Genomic DNA, 19,774 nt, shown 5'->3' with positions numbered 1-19,774 from the left:
CCATCAATCCGAGGCCAACACCGCCGCAATGCGGTTCCCCACCTTGGCTTTCACGACCTTGATCGCCACGAATTTCGAGGTCGGGGTATAGGTCCCCTCACCATAACTTTCCAGCGGTACCAACGGGTTGGTTTCCGGGTAATACGCCGCCGCCTGCCCCTCGGCCACGTCGTACGCCACCAGGCGGAACCCCGACACCCGCCGCTCCACGCCATCCTCCCACAACGACACAAGGTCCACCTGCTCACCCGGTTCGAAGCCCAGGCGACGGATGTCCGCCTCATTGACGAACACCACTTCACGCAGGCCGAACACCCCACGGTAGCGGTCGTCCAGGCCATACAGGGTGGTGTTGTACTGGTCGTGCGAACGCAGGGTCTGCAAAATCAGGTCGGGCTTGTCACCACGGGCCAGTACCTTGGCGTTGACCAGTTCCTCGGGCAGCGCGTGGGGCATGAAGCGGGCTTTGCCCGTGGCCGTGCGGAAGTTGCGATCGGCGGCATTGTTGCCAAGGTGGAACCCGCCGGGGCTGTTCAAGCGTTCATTGAAACCGGTAAAGCCCGGAATCACGTCAGCGATCATGTCGCGAATGCGGTTGTAATCGGCCACCGCGTACTCCCAGTCGATCGGCTGGTTGCCCAGCGTGGCCTTGGCCATACCGGCAATGATCCACGGCTCCGAGCGCATATGCGGCGAGCGCGGGCGCAACTGGCCGTGGGAGATGTGCACCATGCTGAAGGTGTCCTCCACGGTCACCCCTTGTGGCCCTTCGGCCTGCAGGTCGATTTCGGTACGGCCCAGGCACGGCAGGATCAGCGCATCGCGGCCGGTGACCAGGTGCGAGCGGTTGAGTTTGGTGGAAATCTGCACGGTCAACGCGCAGTTCTGCAGCGCCGCGTGGGTGCGCGCGGTGTCCGGGGTGGCTTGGGCAAAGTTGCCGCCCAGGCCGATGAACACCTTGGCCCGCCCCTCTTCCATAGCCTTGATCGCCAACACCGCGTTGTGCCCATGGGTACGCGGCACACTGAACTGGAAGCGTTGTTCGATGGCATCGAGTAGCGCCGTCGACGGCTTCTCGTCAATGCCCATGGTACGGTCACCCTGCACGTTGCTGTGGCCCCGCACCGGCGACAGGCCTGCGCCGGGTTTGCCGACGTTGCCGCGCAGCAGCTGCAGGTTGACGATTTCCTGCACGGTCGGCACCGAATGGCGGTGCTGGGTGACGCCCATGGCCCAGCACATGATGACCCGCTCGGCCTTACGATACATGCGTGCGGCCAGCTCGATCTCGGCCAGGGTCAAGCCCGACTGTTTGACGATGTGTTCCCAGGACGTGGCATCCACCGCCGCCAGGTAATCGTCGACGCCGCTGGTGTGCTCGGCGATGAAGGCATGGTCGAATACCGCCGGCTCGCCCTTGGCCTGTGCCTCGCGCTCCCATTGCAACAAGTACTTGGCAATACCGCGCATTGCCGCCATGTCCCCACCCAAGGCCGGGCGGAAGTAGGCGCTGGAGGTAGGCTCGGAGCCGTTGCTGAGCATTTCGAACGGGTGCTGTGGGTGCTGGAAGCGCTCAAGGCCTCGCTCTTTCAGCGGGTTGAAGCAGACGACCTGAGCGCCACGCTTGACCGCTTCGCGCAGGGGTTCGAGCATGCGCGGGTGGTTGGTGCCGGGGTTCTGCCCGATGACGAATATCGCGTCGGCCAGCTCCAGGTCGTGGAACACCACGGTGCCCTTGCCCACCCCGAGGGTTTCCGACATGCCCGCGCCGCTGGCTTCGTGGCACATGTTCGAGCAATCCGGGAAGTTGTTGGTGCCGTAGGCACGCACGAACAGTTGGTAAAGGAACGCCGCTTCGTTGCTGGCCCGGCCCGAGGTGTAGAATTCGGCCTCATCCGGCGACTGCAGCGCACGCAGGTGCCTGGCGACCAGCTCGAAGGCCTCCTGCCAGGTGGTTTCGACATAGTGGTCGGTGGCGGCGTCGTAGCGCACCGGGTGGGTGAGGCGGCCCTGGTATTCAAGCCAGTAGTCGGTCTGCTCCTTCAGCGCGCTGACGCTGTATCTGGCGAAGAAAGCCGGGTCGACCGAGCGGCCGGTGGCTTCCCAGTTGACCGCCTTGGCGCCGTTTTCGCAGAACTTGACCATGTCGCTTTCCGGCGACTCGCCCCAGGCACAGCCGGGGCAGTCGAAACCGCCGTTCTGGTTGGTCTTGAGCATGGCCCGCAGGTTCTTGAAGGCGTTGTCGCTGCCCAGCCAGCTCTTGGTCACGCTTTTGAGCGCCCCCCAGCCGGCAGCGGCGCCCTTGTAGTCCCTGATGTGTTCGTCCTGGCTCATGCGATGAATCCTCACGCTTCGGTGCTTTTTTCCAGCCTATGGAGCGTGGGAAGGGGCGTCCAATCGAAAGATCTTACGGCGTGATAAGCGGTTTCGATCATGGCTGCCAGAGGCGATGCCAAGCGATAGAGGCCATCGATCAACCGGTCAGGCAAAGCAATTTGACGGCCTTGCGGCCAGGTTATAGCTTGGAGTCATGTCCCAACCCATTCGAGTGCGAACGTGGAACAGAACAGCCGGGCCCTGATCGACGGCTTCAACCGGAAAATCGACTACCTGCGGATGTCGGTCACCGACCGCTGTGACTTCCGTTGCGTGTACTGCATGGCCGAAGACATGCAGTTTCTGCCGCGCCAGCAAATCCTCAGCCTCGAAGAACTGTTCCAGGTGGCCGAGCGCTTCGTCGCGCTGGGCACCCGCAAGATCCGCCTGACGGGTGGCGAGCCACTGGTACGCCAGGGCATCGTCGACCTGTGCGGGCGCATCGCCGCCCTGCCCGGCCTGCGCGAGCTGTGCCTGACCAGCAACGGCTCGCAACTCGGGCGCCTGGCTCAGCCGCTGTTCGACGCCGGGGTGACACGCCTGAACATCAGCCTGGATAGCCTGGATGCCGACCGTTTCAAGCAACTGACCCGCACCGGCGACCTTGCCCAGGTAATCGCCGGCATCGACGCCGCACGCCAGGCCGGTTTCAAGCGCACCAAGCTCAACTGCGTGGTACTCAAAGGCCGCAACGACCATGAACTGGTCGATCTGGTGCGCTTTGCCATCGAACGCGAGCTGGACATCACCTTCATCGAGGAAATGCCGCTGGGGGTGATAAGCGAGCATGAACGTGGCGAATCGTTCTGCTCCAGCGATGAAGTTCGGGCACGCCTGGCCGAGCAGTTCACGCTGGTCGAATCGACCGAGTCGTCCATGGGGCCGGCCCGCTACTGGCGCCTGGCCGAAGCCGCGAACACCCGGGTCGGCTTCATTTCCCCGCACAGCCACAACTTCTGCGCCACCTGCAACCGCGTGCGCCTTACCGTCGAAGGCCGCCTGCTGCTGTGCCTGGGCAACGAACACTCGGTCGACCTCAAGCACGTGCTGCGCGCCCACCCTGGCAACCCCGAACGCCTGGAAAAGGCCATTCGCGACTCGCTGCACCTCAAGCCCTATCGCCATCATTTTGAAGTCGGTGGCGATGTGCAGATCCTGCGCTTCATGAACATGACCGGCGGCTGAGCAGCCGTCTCTGGATTTCGATGATCGTCCCCCCCTCCACCGATGTGTTGCGCGTGTTGTTCACCCTCAAGGGGTCGATCGTCAAACGCATTGCCCTGCGTTGCCTGATGGTGACACTGCTGGCCGCGCTGATCGTGCTGATCGAGCGGCATTATCCGGCGTATTTCTACCCGGTCAGCGCCACGCCGTTCACCTTGCTGGGCCTGTCACTGTCGATCTTCATGAGCTTTCGCAACAACGCGTGCTATGACCGTTGGTGGGAGGGGCGCAAGGCCTGGGGCAAACTGATTATCGAAACCCGCTCGTTTGTGCGGGAAAGCGTGGCGATTGCCGATGAAACACTGCGCACCGAACTGCTGCGCAACCTGTGTGGTTTCGCTCATGCGCTCAATGCCCGGCTGCGTAACGAGGACGAACAGGCAGCTGCCAGGCCGTGGCTGGCCCGGGCCGATGCGATCAGCCCGCACAATGTGTGCGACGGCATCCTGCGTGAAATCGGCGACCACTGTTCACGGTTGGCCGCACAGCAACGGATCAGCGAATGGCGCTACAACCTGCTGGAGCAACGCCTGGCGGGCCTGACCGAAGTGCAAGCCACCTGCGAGCGGATCAAGGGCACACCCTTGCCGTTCCCCTACACGCTGCTGCTGCACCGTACCATCTACATTTTCTGCCTGCTGCTGCCGTTTGCCCTGGCCGAGCCGCTGGGCTGGCTGGCACCGCTGTTCACCACCATCGTGGGGTACACGTTCTTCGGGCTGGATGCGATCGGCAACGAGCTGGAAGACCCGTTCGGGCGCGATGAGAACGACCTGCCGACCGATGCCATGGTGCGGACTGTGGAGCGCGATGTGCTGGCCGGATTGGGGGAACAGCAGTTGCCTCCCGCCTTGTTGCCGGTGGGGTATGTGTTGAGCTGACGGTGGGTGGTTGCCTGTTCTGGCCTCTTCGCGGGTAAACCCGCTCCTACATCGGCAACAGGTGTTTGACGAAGTTGCATGGCCGGTGCCGTGCATCCAGCTGCTCGGCCAGAATGCCTTCCCAGGCGGTGCGGCAGGCCCCGGTCGAGCCCGGCAGGCAACATACCAACGTGCGGTTGGACAACCCGGCCAACGCCCGGCTCTGCACGGTCGAGCTGCCAATATCGAGAATCGACAATGCCCGGAACAACTCGCCGAACCCATCGATACGCTTGTCCAGCAGGCACTCGACCGCTTCGGGTGTGCTGTCGCGCCCGGTAAAGCCGGTACCGCCGGTGATCAGCACCACCTGCACCTGTTCATCGGCAATCCAGCTGGCCACCTGAGCGCGGATCTTGTACAGGTCGTCCTTGAGCAGCGCTCGCGCCACCAGCCGGTGACCGACCTCGACCGAGCGGTTGGCCAGCAGCGCGCCGGAAGTATCGTTGTCGTAGGTACGGGTGTCGCTGACAGTCAGCACGGCGATGTTCAGCGGTACGAAGACCGCATCAAGTTGGACGCGCACGGTGAAGCTCCTTGAAGGGCATTTTCACCACGCTAGAGGCATACCCCCAGAGGCGTCCAATCGATATGACGTACCGGCCGATCAATGACATCTATCGCAGACGTGGGTTAAGGTCTGCATAACCAGACGCCAGGCACTTTCATGGACATCAAGCAGCTCAAGTTCCTCATCGCCCTCGACCAGACCCGCCACTTCGGCCAGGCGGCGGCGCTGTGCCATATCACCCAGCCGACGCTGTCCATGCGCCTGCGCAACCTGGAAGACGAACTGGACCTGGTGCTGGTCAAGCGGGGCCAGCGCTTCGAAGGTTTCACCGAGGCCGGCGAGCGCATCCTGGCCTGGGCCCGCACCCTGCTCGCTGCCCACGACGGCCTGCAGGCCGAGGCTGCCAGTTGCCGTGGCCAGGTGGTCGGCAGCCTGCGCCTGGGCACGGTGCCGCTGGCCAGTTTCAACCCCATGCACCTGCTGCTGCCCCTGCGCGAAAAATACCCCGAACTGCACTTTCAGCTCAGCTCGCTGAGCTCGGAACAGGTCATCGACGGCCTCAGCCGCAACCAGCTCGACCTGGGTATCTGCTACCTGGACCAGGTCAACACCAGCTTCTTCGAAGTGATCGAACTCGGCACCACCACCATGGGCCTGCTGCACGATACGCGGCACTTCCAGTTCGCCAGCGACCGGCTGCGCTGGGACGAGCTCGGCGATATTCCGCTGGGGCTGCTGAGCAAAGGCATGCACTACCGCCAGTCGCTGGACCTGAGCTTCCGCAGCCGTGGTCTGGAGCCCAATGCGGTGCTTGAGAGCGACTCGAGCTTCCAGCTCATCCAGGCCATCAACACCGGCATATGCTGCGCGATCATGCCACTGGACTGCGGCCTGGAAGACCTCAGCGAGCACCTGCGCATCGTACCGGTGGCCGACGCCGCCATTCACAGCCCGGTCGGGCTGCTGCTGCGCCGCAGCGAGCCGCGCTCGGCGATTGCCGAGCAATGCTTTGCCGAGGCCCGGGGGCTGTTTCAGGCCACCTGATCGGCGGTAGCCTGGCGGTACTGGCGCGGCGTAAAGCCGGTCAGTTGCTTGAACTGGCGGCTGAAGGCGCTGTGGTCGGTGTAGCCGCAGCGCATCGCCACTTCAGTGATCGGCAGCTCCGAATGCAACAGGCGGTGGGCGTGCTCCAGGCGCGCCTTGTGGATCATCTGCCGGGGCGTGAGGTGGAACACCCGCTTGCAATAGCGCTCCAGCTGGGCCACGGAAATACCGGCGATGCGGGTCAGCTCGCCCATGCTGATCGGCTGGTGAAAATGCTGGCGGATGTGCTCGTCCACTGCGGCCAGGCGCTGGTAGGCGGGGTGGCTGTGGGCGGCTGACTGCAAGTCGACCGAGATGCCGACCAGGCCGATGATTTCGCCGGCAGGGTTGTACAGCGGGCGCTTGTGGGTCAGGCACCAGCCGGGCTCACGGCTGCCGTAGAGGTGCAGCTCCAACTGGTCCTCCAGCACCAGGCCTTCCTTGAGAACACGTCGATCCTGCTCGGTATAGCCGGGGCCAAACTGTGCCGGAAACACTTCGGCGCTGGTCTTGCCCAGCAGCGGTTGCAGGCGCTTGAGGCCACAGCGCTGGACCAGTGTGTTGTTGGCCAACGCATAGCGGGCGGCAGAATCCTTGATGAAGATCGCGGCGTTGGGGATGGCGTCGAGCATCGGCAGCAACAGCGATACACCGGCGAGCAGGGCCTCGAGGGTGGCGGGGCGGTGCTGGTCCAGGGACTGGTAGAGGGTTGCCAGGGGGGTGTCGGTCATCTGTCGGTTCTCTGCTGGCTGGGCCGGCCTCTTCGCGGGTGAACCCGCTCCTACAGGGCCCCCACAGATTTCGAATTCTGCGCCGTACCTGTAGGAGCGGGTTCACCCGCGAAAGGGCCGGCACTAGCACTGCATCTCTCAAACCCTTATCCGGTATGGCTTTGAGCCTATCCCCACGCTTTGCGCCTTACCACTGTTTTTCTGCAACTGTGCCGATTTCGTCATCCCCCTTGCAGAAAACCATCAAGAACCGCCGCCCTGATCGGTCCACTCTATGTCCCACGCAAGCCGCCCAAGTCCTACAAGAGCGCGGCCCAAAAAGCCGCATCTCGTGACATCAGACCTGCCTATCCAATAACCAACAAAAAGGCGAACCCATGTCAGGCAAATTCAAAAAACAGTTATCACTGCTGGACCTCACCTTCATCGGCCTAGGCGCCATCTTCGGCTCCGGTTGGCTGTTTGCCGCCAGCCATGTCTCGGCCATCGCCGGCCCGGCCGGCATCCTCTCCTGGTTCCTGGGCGGGTTCGCCGTACTGTTGCTGGGCATCGTCTACTGCGAGCTGGGCGCCGCCTTGCCCCGCGCCGGTGGCGTGGTGCGCTACCCGGTGTACTCGCACGGTCCACTGTTGGGCTACCTGATGGGCTTCATCACCCTGATCGCCTTTTCCAGCCTGATCGCCATCGAAGTGGTCGCCTCACGCCAATACGCCGCCGCCTGGTTTCCCGGGCTGACCAAGGCCGGCTCCAGCGACCCGACCGTGCTCGGCTGGCTGGTGCAGTTCGCCTTGCTGGGGCTGTTCTTCTTCCTCAACTACCGCAGCGTGAAAACCTTCGCCAAGGCCAACAACCTGGTCAGCGTGTTCAAGTTCATCGTGCCGCTGCTGGTGATCGGCGTGCTGTTCACCTTCTTCAAACCGGAAAACTTCGAGGTCCAGGGCTTTGCCCCGTTCGGCCTGTCCGGGGTGGAAATGGCGGTATCCGCCGGTGGCATCATCTTCGCCTACCTGGGCCTGACGCCGATCATATCGGTAGCCAGCGAGGTGAAGAACCCGCAGCGCACCATCCCGATTGCGCTGATTCTTTCGGTGTTGCTGTCCACCGCTATCTACGCCTTGCTGCAACTGGCCTTCCTCGGCAGCGTGCCGACCGAAATGTTGGCCAACGGCTGGGCCAGCGTGACCAAGGAACTGGCCCTGCCCTACCGTGACATTGCCCTGGCCCTGGGTGTGGGCTGGCTCGCCTACCTGGTGGTGGCCGACGCAGTGATCTCGCCAAGCGGCTGCGGCAACATCTACATGAACGCCACCCCGCGCGTGATCTATGGCTGGGCCCAGACCGGCACCTTCTTCAAGTACTTCACCCGCATCGATGCAGAGTCCGGCATCCCGCGCCCGGCCCTGTGGCTGACGTTCGGCCTGTCGGTGTTCTGGACCCTGCCGTTCCCGTCGTGGGAAGCGCTGATCAACGTGGTATCCGCCGCTCTGGTACTGAGCTACGCCGTAGCGCCGGTCAGCGTCGCCGCCCTGCGCCGCAATGCACCACACATGCCGCGCCCGTTCCGGGTCAAGGGCATGGCTGTGCTCGGCCCGCTGTCGTTCATCATCGCTGCGCTGATCGTGTACTGGTCGGGCTGGAACACCGTGTCGTGGCTGCTGGCCCTGCAGATCGTGATGTTCGTGCTGTACCTGCTGTGCAGCCGTTTCGTACCCACCCAGCACCTGTCGCTGGGTCAGCAAGTTCGCTCGTCGGCGTGGCTGATCGGGTTCTATGCGCTGACCATCCTGCTGTCGTGGCTGGGCAGCTTCGGCGGCCTGGGCGTCATCGGCCACCCATTCGACACCGTGGTCGTGGCGGCCTGTGCACTGGGCATCTACTACTGGGGCGCCGCCACGGGTGTGCCTGCCCACCTGGTGCGCCTGGAAGGCGACGACGAAAGCGAAGCCTGCGCTGAAACCTCTAACGGCCGCCCTGTTGCCGTCGCTTCCTGATCTTTTACGCAAGGGACAAGCCCATGAAACAGATTCACGTCATAGATTCCCACACGGGTGGCGAACCCACCCGCCTGGTGATGAAGGGCTTTCCGCAACTGCACGGCCGCAGCATGGCCGAACAGCGCGACGAACTGCGCGAGCTGCACGACCCATGGCGCCGTGCCTGCCTGCTGGAGCCACGCGGCAACGATGTGCTGGTCGGCGCGCTGTACTGCCCGCCGGTATCGGCCGACGCTACTTGCGGGGTGATCTTCTTCAACAACGCCGGTTACCTGAACATGTGCGGTCACGGCACCATCGGCCTGGTTGCGTCGTTGCTGTACCTGGGCCTGATCGCACCGGGTGTGCACAAGATCGACACCCCGGTCGGCCAGGTCAGCGCCACCCTGCATGACGACGGCGCCATCACCATCGGCAACGTGCCCTCCTACCGCTACCGCCAACAGGTTGCGGTGGACGTGCCCGGCCATGGCGTGGTGCACGGCGATATCGCCTGGGGCGGCAACTGGTTTTTCCTTGTGTCCGAACACGGCCAGCGCATCGAGCTGGATAACCGCGAGGTGTTGACCGAGTACACCTGGGCCATGCTCAAGGCCCTGGAAGCCCAGGGCATCACCGGCGAGAACGGCGCGCCCATCGACCACATCGAACTGTTCGCCGACGACCCCAACGCCGACAGCCGCAACTTCGTGATGTGCCCCGGCAAGGCCTACGACCGCTCCCCGTGCGGCACAGGCACCAGCGCCAAGCTGGCCTGCCTGGCCGCCGACGGCAAGCTTGCCGAAGGCCAGACCTGGGTGCAGGCCAGCATCACCGGCAGCCAGTTTCACGGCCGTTACGAGCGCGACGGCGAGCGTATTCGACCGTTCATCACCGGCCGTGCCCACATGACCGCCGACAGCACCCTGCTGATCGACGAACAGGACCCGTTCGCCTGGGGCATCTGAGCCCCCGGCCTTTTGACCAAACCCAATTTCGCCAGGAGTAACAACAATGACCAACAACATTTTCACCGGCACCATGCCCGCCCTGATGACCCCATGCACCGCCGAGCGCAAGCCGGACTTCGACGCCTTGGTGCGCAAGGGCCGCCAACTGATCGAGGCCGGCATGAGCGCGGTGGTGTACTGCGGCTCGATGGGTGACTGGCCGCTGCTGACCGAGGCCGAGCGCCAGGAAGGCGTGGCGCGCCTGGTGGCGGCCGGTATCCCGACCATCGTCGGCACGGGCGCAGTCAACACCCGTGAGGCAGTGTCGCATGCCGCCCACGCCGCCAAGGTCGGTGCCGCCGGCCTGATGGTCATCCCCCGCGTGCTCAGCCGCGGTGCTTCGCTGATCGCCCAGAAGCACCATTTCTCGGCCATCCTCGCTGCCGCACCGAAACTGCCGGCGGTGATCTACAACAGCCCTTACTACGGCTTTGCCACCCGCGCCGACCTGTTCTTCGAACTGCGCAGCCAGTTCCCCAACCTGATCGGCTTCAAGGAGTTCGGCGGTGGCGCCGACCTGCGCTACGCCGCCGAGCACATCACCTCCAAGGATGACGATGTCACCCTGATGGTCGGTGTCGACACCCAGGTGGTGCATGGCTTCGTCAACTGCAACGCCACCGGCGCCATCACCGGCATCGGCAACGCGCTGCCGCGCGAAGTGCTGCAACTGGTGAGCCTGAGCAAACAGGCCGCCAAAGGCGACGCCCGTGCCCGCCGCCTGGCGCGCGAGTTGGAAGCGGCGCTGGCGGTGCTGTCGTCGTTCGATGAAGGCTGCGACCTGGTGTTGTATTACAAGCACTTGATGGTGCTCAACGGCGACACCGAGTACAGCCTGCACTTCAACGAGACCGACGTCCTGACCGACGCCCAGCGCAACTATGCCGAACAGCAGTACGCGCTGTTCCGCAACTGGTACGCCAGCTGGTCGGCTGAGCAGAACATCGCCTGAGCAGCCACTGCTCTCCCTGTGGGAGCGGGCGTGCCCGCGAATCAGGCGACCCGGTGCATGGCACCGGCTTTGCCGGTGTTCGCGGGTGAACCCGCTCCTACAGGGGTCGTAATCCCCCCCATGCATCTGCATTAGATTTCCAAGGAGGCTCCATGACCCTCACAGGCAACCTGCTGATCGGCCAGAGGCCGGTAACCGGCAGCCGCGAAGCCATCCGTGCCATCGACCCGGCCACCGGTCAGGCGCTGGAACCGGCCTACCTCGGCGGCACCGGCGAACACGTGGCCCAGGCCTGCGCGCTGGCCTGGGCGGCATTCGACGCCTACCGCGAAACATCGCTCGAACAACGAGCAGAGTTCCTTGAAGCCATCGCCACACAGATCGAGGCCCTCGGCGATGCCCTGATCGACCGCGCCGTGATCGAAACCGGCCTGCCCAAGGCGCGCATTCAGGGCGAGCGTGGCCGTACCTGCACCCAGCTACGCACCTTTGCCCGTACAGTGCGGGCCGGCGAATGGCTGGACGTGCGGGTCGACAGCGCCCTGCCTGAGCGCCAGCCCCTCCCCCGCGCTGATTTGCGCCAGCGCCAGGTGGCCCTGGGGCCAGTCGCCGTGTTCGGCGCCAGCAATTTCCCGCTGGCCTTCTCGGTGGCCGGTGGTGACACCGCGTCGGCACTGGCCGCTGGCTGCCCCGTGGTGGTCAAGGCCCACAGTGCCCACCCCGGCACCAGTGAGCTGGTCGGCCAGGCAGTGGCCCAAGCAGTGAAGCAGTGCGGCTTACCGGAGGGTGTGTTCTCGCTGCTTTATGGCTCGGGCCGTGAAGTGGGCATTGCCCTGGTCAGCGACCCACGTATCAAGGCCGTTGGTTTCACCGGCTCGCGCAGCGGTGGCATGGCGCTGTGCCAGGCCGCCCAGGCGCGCCCGGAGCCCATCCCGGTGTATGCCGAAATGAGTTCGATCAACCCGGTGTTCCTGTTCGACGCCGCCCTGCAAACCCGTGCCGAAGCACTGGCACAAGGTTTCGTCGCCTCGCTGACCCAGGGTGCCGGCCAGTTCTGCACCAACCCTGGCCTGGTAATCGCCCGGCAGGGGCCGGCACTGCAGCGGTTCATCACTGCAGCCGACGGGTACGTGCAGCAGGCCGCCGCCCAAACCATGCTCACACCTGGCATTTTCAGTGCCTACCAGGCCGGTATCGCAGCCCTGGCAGACAACCCCTGTGCCCAGGCCATCGCCAGTGGCCAAGCCGGTCAGGGCCCCAATCAGTGCCAGGCACAGCTGTTCGTGACCCAGGCCGAAGCGTTTCTCGCCGACCCGGCGTTGCAGGCTGAAGTGTTCGGTGCAGCGTCGCTGGTCGTTGCCTGCACCGACGATGAGCAGGTCCGCCAGGTAGCCGAACACCTGGAAGGTCAGCTGACCGCTACCCTGCAACTGGACGAGGCCGACATCGACAGCGCTCGCGCCCTGCTCCCCACCCTTGAGCGCAAGGCCGGGCGCATTCTGGTCAATGGCTGGCCGACCGGCGTCGAGGTGTGCGATGCCATGGTCCACGGCGGGCCGTTCCCGGCCACTTCCGATGCCCGCAGCACCTCGGTGGGCACGGCGGCGATCCTGCGTTTCCTGCGCCCGGTTTGCTACCAGGACTTCCCCGATGCGCTGCTGCCGCAAGCGTTGAAACACGGCAACCCGCTGCAGCTGCGGCGCCTGCTTGATGGTAAACGGGAAGACTGAGCATGGTCGAAACCGCTGAAACCGATATCGCCGTGGTGGGCGCCGGCATTGTCGGCGTCGCCTGTGCCCTGCAACTGGCCCGCCAGGGCCATCGGGTAACCCTGGTCGACCGCCAGGCGCCCGGCCTGGGCGCGTCCTTCGGCAATGCCGGGCACCTGGCAACCGAGCAAGTGTTCCCGATTGCCGACCTGTCGATCCTCAAGCGCCTGCCTCGCATGCTGCTCGATCCGATGGGCCCGCTGCGCCTGGACTGGAAATACCTGCCCAAGGCCATGCCGTGGTTCACCCGGCTGCTGCTCAACCTGCGTCCGGCGCCGTTCCAGCGCAGCGTGGCGGGCATCCGCACGCTGAACGAAGGCAGCCTGGGCGCCTGGCAACGGCTGTTGGGCTCGATCGGGCGCAGCGAGTTGTTTCAAGAGGATGGTTCGTTGCTGGTGTTCGAGAAGCCTGAGTCACGCCAGGCGCTGGAGGCGTTGCGCACACGCATGCAACAGCAGGCGGTGCCGGTGGACTTCTGGTCGGCCGAAACCGTGCGCGAAGCAGCGCCGCAACTGAGCCCGTCACTGTTGGGCGGGCTGTTTTTCCCGCGCACGGGGCACTTCATCGACCCTTATCGGGTGGTGTGCGAATTGTTCGAGGCGGCCAAGGCCTGCGGGGTGCGCTTTGTCCAGGCGCAGGTCGATGGCGGGCATTTGCACAGTGCCGGCGTGAGCCTTGCCAGCGACCGGGGCACGCTCAAAGCCCGCCAGGTGCTTGTCAGCTGTGGCGCCCATTCTGCGAAACTGACCGCTGCGCTGACAGGCAAGCGGGTGCCGCTGGATACCGAACGCGGCTACCACCTGATGTTGCCGGGTGAGCACCAGCGCCTGCCGTTTGCAGTCACCTCGCTTGAGCGCAAGTTCATCATGACGCCCATGGCCGAAGGCTTGCGCCTGGCTGGCACAGTGGAGTTTGCCGGGCTACAGGCACCGCCGAGCATGCAACGGGCTTGGCAGTTGCACCGGTTGAGCAAGGGGTTGTTCCGGCACGACTTGAGCGTCGAAGGGGCAACGCCGTGGATGGGTTTCAGGCCTTCGTTGCCAGACTCATTGCCAGTAATCGACAGGGTGTGCGATGGGCGGGTGCTGTTGGCGTTTGGGCATCAGCACCTGGGGTTGACCCAGGCGGCGGTGACGGCGGAATGGGTGGGGCGGTTGGCTGAGCAGGCTGGTGGGCCTGAGATGGGTACATACCGACTGGATCGGTTTTAGCCTCTACCGGCCTCTTCGCGGGCAAGCCCGCTCCCACAGAGAGGGTGCAGCATCTGAAACCTGTGGTGTCTCTGTGGGGACGGGCTTGCCCGCGAATGGGCTGCAAAGCAGCCCCTCCAAGCCTCAGCGGTAACGCTCGAGCCAGTGCGCATAAGGCGCCGGCAAGGTCCAGGAGGCTTTTTCCACCCCCAGCTCCTTGGCCGCAAAGTAAGCCCAGTGCGGGTCGGCCAGGTGCGCGCGCCCTACCGAAACCAGATCCAGCTGGTTGGCCTGCAATGCGGCCTCCGCCAACTGCGGCGTACCAAAGCCCCACGCCGACGTCACGGGCAGCTTCGCTTCGCGGCGCACGCGCTCGGCAATCGGCCCCATGAACGCTGGCCCCCAGGGGATGTGGGTGTCGGGAATGGTGAAGCCGACACTCACGCTCAGCAGGTCGAGCCCACCGGCCTTGAAGCGGCGGGCCAGTTCGATCGACTCTTCCAGGGTCTGCTCATCGCGGCCATCGTATTCCAACACACCAAAGCGCGCGGTCAGCGGCAGGTTCTCCGGCCACACTTCGCGCACGGCGGCCAGTGTTTCCAGCAGGAAGCGGCTGCGGTTGTCGAAGCTGCCGCCATAGGCATCGGTGCGCTTGTTGGAGTGCTCGGAGAAGAAGCTCTGGCCCAGGTAGCCATGGGCGAAATGCAGTTCTATCCACTCGAAGCCGGCATCACGCGCACGGCGGGCGGCATCGACGAAGTCCTGCTTGACCCGGGCGATATCGTCCAGCGTCATTTCGCGTGGCACTTTCGGCAGGTGCGCGCCAAAGGCAATCGCAGACGGGGCAATGGTCTCCCAGCCGCGCGCGTCGTCGGCGGCAATGTGGTCGTCACCCTCCCACGGGCGGTTGGCGCTGGCCTTGCGCCCGGCGTGGGCGATCTGGATACCCGGCACGGAACCGGCAGCCTTGATGGCCTGCACCACCGGTACGAACGCCTGAGCGTGGGCATCGCTCCAGATACCGGCGCAACCCGGGGTGATACGCCCTTCCGGCGCAACAGCAGTGGCCTCGACCACCAGCAAGCCGGCACCACCACGGGCCAGGCCGGCCAGGTGTACGTGGTGCCAGTCGTTGATCATGCCGTCTTCAGCCATGTACTGGCACATCGGCGGAATGGCGATTCGGTTACGCAGGGTGACGTCTTTGAGGGTGTAGGGTTCGAACAGTGCGGACATGGGAAACTCCGGGTTCATTTGAATACTGTTGTTCGATCATAATCGAACTATGGCAATTAATGAAACCCCCGTTATCATGTCAACCATGCGAGCCTATAAACATCCCAACCCCGAAGACCTCATCCTTGAACGCCTGCTCTATGCGCTCAGCGACCCCGTGCGCCTGGAAATCGTCCGCCACCTGGCCGGTGTGGCCGAGGCCAGCTGTGGCGAGCTGGACGGAGGCCGGCCGAAGTCGAGTATGTCCCACCACTTCCGTGTGTTGCGTGATGCAGGGCTGGTGCAAACCCGCAATGTGGGGACTACCCATATGAATTCGCTGCGTAGCGAGATGCTGGGCGAGCGGTTTCCCGGGTTGCTGGAGTGCATACTGCGCCAGCAGTGATACCTGTGCAGGCCTCTTCGCGGGTGAACCCGCTCCTACCAGGGATGGCGATAAGCCTGAGGGTTGCGCTGGGCTTGGCAACAAAAAAGCCACGAGGTCTCCCCCGTGGCTTTCTTTCACAACAATGGCCGATTACAGCGCCATGTCGTTCTCAGGCTTGCTCTCGACCGGCTTGCTTGCCGCGCCACCGAATTCAACGCTGGCGTCGATCACCGGCGGTTTACCCAGTTGCAGCACTTCAGCGGTGTAGTTCCACTCTTTCTGGGTGGCCGCTGCCGAATCGTTCAGCTTGGTGCCGTAGCTCGGCACGATTTCCTTGATCTTGGCCTGCCACTCTGGGGTAGCGACCTTCTCCTTGAACACCGTTTCCAGCACGTGCAGCATGATCGGCGCAGCGGTCGAAGCACCCGGCGATGCACCCAGCAAGCCCGCGATGGTGCGGTCTTCGGACGCCACCACTTCAGTGCCCAGCTTCAGCACGCCGCCCCTCTCGGCATCACGTTTGATGATTTGCACACGCTGGCCGGCCTGCCACAGACGCCATTCTTCTTTCTTGGCGTTCGGGAAGTAGGTGCGCAGGGCTTCGAAGCGGTCATCGTCAGACAGCATCAGCTGGCCAGCGAGGTACTCGACCAGTGGGTACTGGTCGATACCGACTTTGGTCATCGGCCACACGTTGTGGGTGGTGGTGCTGCTCAGCAGGTCCAGGTACGAGCCGTTCTTCAGGAACTTGGTCGAGAAGGTAGCGAACGGGCCAAACAGGATGACGCGCTTGCCGTCCAGCACACGGGTGTCCAGGTGCGGGACCGACATGGGTGGCGCACCGGTCGAGGCGATACCGTAGGCCTTGGCCATGTGCTGCATGGCCACGGTCGGGTTCTCGGTCACCAGGAACGAACCGCCCACCGGGAAACCTGCGTATTCCTTGGCTTCCGGAATACCCGACTTCTGCAGCAGCTTCAGCGCGCCGCCGCCGGCACCGATGAACAGGAACTTGGCGTCGGTGGCCGACTCGGTGCCGTCCTTCAGGTTCTTGTACTCGACGTGCCAGGAGCCGTCCTTGTTGCGGGTGATGTCCTGCACTTCGCTGGACAGCTTCAGGTCGAAGCCTTTCTGGGTCTGCAGGTGGCCAACGAACTGGCGGGTGATCTCACCAAAGTTGACGTCGGTGCCGATCGGCGTCCAGGTCACGGCCAGCTTCTGGTTCGGGTCGCGGCCCTCCATCATCAGCGGGACCCACTTGGCGATCTGCGCGTGGTCCTCGGAGTACTGCATCGGACGGAACAGCGGGCTGGCCTGCAGTGCGTCGTAACGCTTCTTGAGGAACTTGATGTTGTCATCGCCCCACACGAAGCTCATGTGCGGGGTGGTGTTGATGAACGAGTGCGGGTTCTTCAGCACGCCCTGGCGTACCTGCCACGACCAAAACTGGCGGGAAATCTGGAAGGCTTCGTTGATTTCGATGGCCTTGGAGATGTTGACGTTGCCGTCTTTGTCTTCCGGGGTGTAGTTCAGCTCGGCCAGCGCGGAGTGGCCGGTACCGGCATTGTTCCAGCCGTTGGAGCTTTCTTCGGCCACGCCATCCAGGCGCTCGACCATTTCCATCGACCAGCTTGGCTCCAGCTCGTGCAGCCACACGGCCAGGGTGGAGCTCATGATGCCGCCGCCGACCAGCAGCACGTCTACTTTCTTGGTTTCTGCAGCGTGCGCTTGCATGACGCTTGCAGCGACCGCCAGACCCAGCAAGGTCTTGCCAGCTTTCTTGAACATTGATCAATTCCAGTCAGGAGAACAGAGTGAGGGCCTGTGGCTGGCCCCGGTAAAGCGTGTTCTTCAGCGCAGGCTTTTTGTTGATCATTGTTCAGCAGCCAGAGAACCAGAAAACGGCTCGGCCTTTGGTCGAATTGACCGACAAGGCTGAATCGTTTTTCCGATTGTATCTGAAATGCCAGCACAAACAAATTGCAGGCCGGAGCGTCAAGGCGACCGGTTGCCCCAGCGGCAGTTTGTCACGTCACAAACAAAAGCCCCCGGCCATGTGCATGACCGGGGGCCTTGGATCACGCCGCAAGCGTCGCGATCAGGGTACCGCCAAGATTACTGCTGCTGAGGCAGTTTATCGATCGGGCCGCAGCCACCGATGATCTTGGAGATGGAAACCGAAGGGTGGAACAGGTAGTCGTAGGTGCAGTTTTTCGGTTGGTTGTAAACCTGGCCAGTGCAACCCGACAGCAGGGCGACACCCGAAACGACGGCAACGGCTACGGTGGCCTTGAACAGCTTTTTCATTACTCAATCCTTTAAATGAATCATCTTCGACCATCGTCTGATGGCCGCGGAATCATACAGACTCCAGGCATTGGATCCAAGCCGCGCTTGGCACAGGTTCTTTGCAACTGTGCAACAACAGGTTGAAAAGCGCGCCTTTGGCGACGATAGTTCAGAGCACTGCCTTCGCAATACCCAACAGGAACTCACCATGCTTGGCGTCACCGACTACGGCGCATTCGTCATCGCCTTCCTCATTCTTCTGGCCATCCCCGGCCCGGGCAATTTCGCCCTGATCACCGCCACCGGCAAGGGCGGTATCAAGGCAGGCCTGGCCGCGACCTGTGGCGTGATCGTGGGTGACCAGGTGCTGCTGTGGCTGGCGGTAGCCGGTGTCGCCACCCTGCTGGCCACCTACCCTGCCGCCTTTCATGTGGTGCAGTGGGCGGGGGCTGCATACCTGGCCTACCTGGGCCTGCGCATGCTGCTGAGCAAACCCGGTGGCGCAGCGCACACCTGCCGCATGGACAACGGCCAGTACCTGCGCCAGACCATGATGATCACCCTGCTCAACCCCAAGGCGATCATGTTCTACATGGCGTTTTTCCCGCTGTTCGTCGACCCGGTGAAACACCAAGGGCTGGTGACGTTCGGTTTCATGGCGGCGACAGTGGCGGTGGTGACCTTCCTGTATGGGCTGATTGCCGTGGTGCTGACCCATCAACTGGCCGAGCGCATGCGCGCCAACCCGCGGATTGCCAATATGTTCGAGCGGCTGGCGGGGGCTTGCCTGGTGGGATTCGGCATCAAACTGGCGGCGATGCGCTGATCCCAAGCCCGACAGGGTCCGGGCGCGCCTGACAGCAACCCTGAAAAAGCCCCCGGCAACTCATGGTTCCCGGGGGCTTGTTCACTCAGCCATTACCCAGTCAATTGGTTTCCAGCTGATAGGCCTTGCTCACGAACAACGCCGCAAACAGGCTCTTGCCTTCCTTGAAGATGTACTGCTCTTCGAAACTGCCGTCTTCGACCAGCTTCTGCCCGATGGCGCATTCCGAATCGCTGTGGTTCTTGGCCTTGGCGCCAAAGTCACTGCTCCACGACGACAGCCCAACCTCCTGGCAGAAGGCTGCGAACTTTGCCTTGGGGACTTGCTGCTGGTATTCGCTGAAAGCCTCTTTCAGCGATTTGAAGCCGCTGTAACTTACCGAGTAGTTCTCGACCTTGGCCTTGCGGGCAAAGCCGCTCACCGCTTCAGCCAACACCGCCTGGCCGGAGTACGGGCTGTATGCCCCGATCAGCATCGCGCTCAGGGCACTCTTGAGCTGGGTTTCGACATCGTCCAGCTCCGGCAGCGACTGGAAGTCGGCCTTGCGCACGATTTCCCCCACCTTGGAGCCGTCGTTGCGGTGGGTGACCACGAACGCCATCGAGCCTTCGCCATCGCTGGAGCGCTTGATGGTGAAGTCCAGGTCGACTGTGGTACCAAAGTCACCCGTGCTGCTGACCAGAAACGCGCCAGTTACTGGCTGGCGCACCGCCATGTTGGCGCCCCAGGTGAAGTTCGACGGGGCGGCCCGACCATTGGCGGCCAGCTCGGCACGTGGCTGGACTTCGTCGCTGACATCAGCCACCAGCACGACTTCGGCACCCTTGCTGGCAACGTAAGGGTTGCTCATCTGCATGCCCAGCAACTGGATATGAATGCTGCCATCCTTGCTGTCTCCGTCATGGGCCAGCTTCAGCGCATCAGCCTTCAGGTACACCCCGGCCACATTGCGGCTGACATTGAGCTGGTACTTGGCCCAGCCCGCCAGGCCTTCCTCAGCCGAACTACCCTGTACGGACTCCATCAAGCCCGACAGGCCGCGCAGGAACTGCTGGGCGCCATTGGTCTGCGCCGCCGCCACGCGGATCTCCGGGTCGGCTACCGTCAGGTTGCCGGAAAACGCCGAGTAGGAAATGTCCCCCTCAGACAGCACATCCTCAAGAAAATAGCGCTCCTTGAAATCGTCGTAGTAGGCCAGCGCAGCCTTCTTGCCCGAGCTGGCGACCATCGCATAGCCACCACCGAGCACCAGCACCGCTGCGGCCACACCGCCAATCAGCAGCTGCTTCTTGTTCATCTGTTTGATCATGGTGTTTG

The 19,774-nt window shown here is 63.5% G+C and carries 17 protein-coding genes; 10 read left to right on the top strand and 7 right to left on the bottom strand.

Features of this window, described 5'->3' with window-relative positions; genetic code table 11:
- Nucleotides 1-3 precede the first annotated feature (3 nt).
- On the bottom strand, nt 4-2,334 hold the full coding sequence (locus PRJ_RS06760; protein WP_104960984.1) for an FdhF/YdeP family oxidoreductase: 2,331 nt from the start codon (nt 2,332-2,334) through the stop codon (nt 4-6).
- A gap of 222 nt (nt 2,335-2,556) precedes the next feature.
- On the opposite strand from PRJ_RS06760, the gene moaA reads away from it, so the two are divergent.
- Both moaA and PRJ_RS06750 read left to right on the top strand, forming a co-directional pair.
- Nucleotides 2,557-3,561 (top strand): GTP 3',8-cyclase MoaA, encoded by a 1,005-nt coding sequence (moaA, locus tag PRJ_RS06755; RefSeq protein WP_003254695.1) that lies wholly within the window; start codon nt 2,557-2,559, stop codon nt 3,559-3,561.
- A 20-nt stretch (nt 3,562-3,581) separates the two neighbouring features.
- Entirely contained in the window at nt 3,582-4,481 is a 900-nt protein-coding gene (locus tag PRJ_RS06750) for a bestrophin family protein (protein WP_104960983.1), read from the top strand.
- A gap of 46 nt (nt 4,482-4,527) precedes the next feature.
- Here the strand turns inward: PRJ_RS06750 and moaB are convergent, their stop codons facing one another.
- Complete coding sequence (gene moaB / locus PRJ_RS06745) at nt 4,528-5,046, bottom strand: molybdenum cofactor biosynthesis protein B (protein WP_003254698.1); 519 nt, start codon at nt 5,044-5,046, stop codon at nt 4,528-4,530.
- Between the two features lie 141 nt (nt 5,047-5,187).
- Here moaB and PRJ_RS06740 point away from each other — a divergent pair, with 141 nt between their 5' ends.
- Nucleotides 5,188-6,075: a LysR family transcriptional regulator gene (locus PRJ_RS06740; RefSeq protein ID WP_003254701.1), complete on the top strand. Its 888-nt coding sequence runs from the start codon at nt 5,188-5,190 to the stop codon at nt 6,073-6,075.
- On the opposite strand, the gene PRJ_RS06735 is transcribed toward PRJ_RS06740, so the two are convergent.
- Entirely contained in the window at nt 6,063-6,845 is a 783-nt protein-coding gene (locus PRJ_RS06735; protein ID WP_104960982.1) for an AraC family transcriptional regulator, read from the bottom strand. The two genes, PRJ_RS06740 and PRJ_RS06735, sit on opposite strands and share 13 nt — an antisense overlap.
- Before the next feature lie 377 nt (nt 6,846-7,222).
- Between PRJ_RS06735 and PRJ_RS06730 the strand changes: the two genes are divergently transcribed.
- From PRJ_RS06730 to PRJ_RS06705, 5 genes are all read left to right on the top strand, one after another.
- Nucleotides 7,223-8,836 carry an APC family permease gene (locus PRJ_RS06730; protein ID WP_104960981.1) on the top strand — a complete coding sequence of 538 codons (1,614 nt, stop codon included), beginning with the start codon at nt 7,223-7,225 and terminating at the stop codon, nt 8,834-8,836.
- Between the two features lie 23 nt (nt 8,837-8,859).
- Nucleotides 8,860-9,786 (top strand): 4-hydroxyproline epimerase, encoded by a 927-nt coding sequence (locus PRJ_RS06725; protein ID WP_104960980.1) that lies wholly within the window; start codon nt 8,860-8,862, stop codon nt 9,784-9,786.
- Between the two features lie 46 nt (nt 9,787-9,832).
- Nucleotides 9,833-10,780, top strand: coding sequence for a dihydrodipicolinate synthase family protein (locus tag PRJ_RS06720; RefSeq protein ID WP_104960979.1), 948 nt, complete (start codon nt 9,833-9,835; stop codon nt 10,778-10,780).
- A gap of 152 nt (nt 10,781-10,932) precedes the next feature.
- Complete coding sequence (locus PRJ_RS06710) at nt 10,933-12,510, top strand: aldehyde dehydrogenase (NADP(+)) (protein ID WP_104960977.1); 1,578 nt, start codon at nt 10,933-10,935, stop codon at nt 12,508-12,510.
- A gap of 2 nt (nt 12,511-12,512) precedes the next feature.
- Nucleotides 12,513-13,760, top strand: a complete 1,248-nt coding sequence (locus PRJ_RS06705; protein WP_104960976.1) for an FAD-binding oxidoreductase — start codon at nt 12,513-12,515, stop codon at nt 13,758-13,760.
- Between the two features lie 123 nt (nt 13,761-13,883).
- Here PRJ_RS06705 and xenA read toward each other — a convergent pair whose 3' ends face one another.
- Entirely contained in the window at nt 13,884-14,975 is a 1,092-nt protein-coding gene (gene xenA, locus PRJ_RS06700; RefSeq protein WP_014755670.1) for a xenobiotic reductase XenA, read from the bottom strand.
- 49 nt (nt 14,976-15,024) lie between these two features.
- On the opposite strand from xenA, the gene PRJ_RS06695 reads away from it, so the two are divergent.
- Complete coding sequence (locus PRJ_RS06695; RefSeq protein WP_020193084.1) at nt 15,025-15,360, top strand: helix-turn-helix transcriptional regulator; 336 nt, start codon at nt 15,025-15,027, stop codon at nt 15,358-15,360.
- Between the two features lie 132 nt (nt 15,361-15,492).
- Here PRJ_RS06695 and mqo read toward each other — a convergent pair whose 3' ends face one another.
- Nucleotides 15,493-17,130, bottom strand: coding sequence for a malate dehydrogenase (quinone) (gene mqo / locus PRJ_RS06690; RefSeq protein WP_104960975.1), 1,638 nt, complete (start codon nt 17,128-17,130; stop codon nt 15,493-15,495).
- A 327-nt stretch (nt 17,131-17,457) separates the two neighbouring features.
- Nucleotides 17,458-17,649, bottom strand: coding sequence for a YhfL family protein (locus PRJ_RS06685; RefSeq protein ID WP_003254720.1), 192 nt, complete (start codon nt 17,647-17,649; stop codon nt 17,458-17,460).
- A 190-nt stretch (nt 17,650-17,839) separates the two neighbouring features.
- Here PRJ_RS06685 and PRJ_RS06680 point away from each other — a divergent pair, with 190 nt between their 5' ends.
- Nucleotides 17,840-18,457 carry a LysE family transporter gene (locus PRJ_RS06680; protein WP_104960974.1) on the top strand — a complete coding sequence of 206 codons (618 nt, stop codon included), beginning with the start codon at nt 17,840-17,842 and terminating at the stop codon, nt 18,455-18,457.
- Between the two features lie 100 nt (nt 18,458-18,557).
- On the opposite strand, the gene PRJ_RS06675 is transcribed toward PRJ_RS06680, so the two are convergent.
- Entirely contained in the window at nt 18,558-19,766 is a 1,209-nt protein-coding gene (locus PRJ_RS06675; protein ID WP_104886566.1) for a hypothetical protein, read from the bottom strand.
- Nucleotides 19,767-19,774: the final 8 nt, after the last annotated feature.

Origin of the sequence: Pseudomonas sp. XWY-1 (genome assembly GCF_002953115.1) — a bacterium.
Lineage (GTDB): Bacteria > Pseudomonadota > Gammaproteobacteria > Pseudomonadales > Pseudomonadaceae > Aquipseudomonas > Aquipseudomonas alloputida.
Note: the sequence above shows the minus strand (reverse complement) of the source record. Positions and strands in the feature narration are given on the sequence as shown.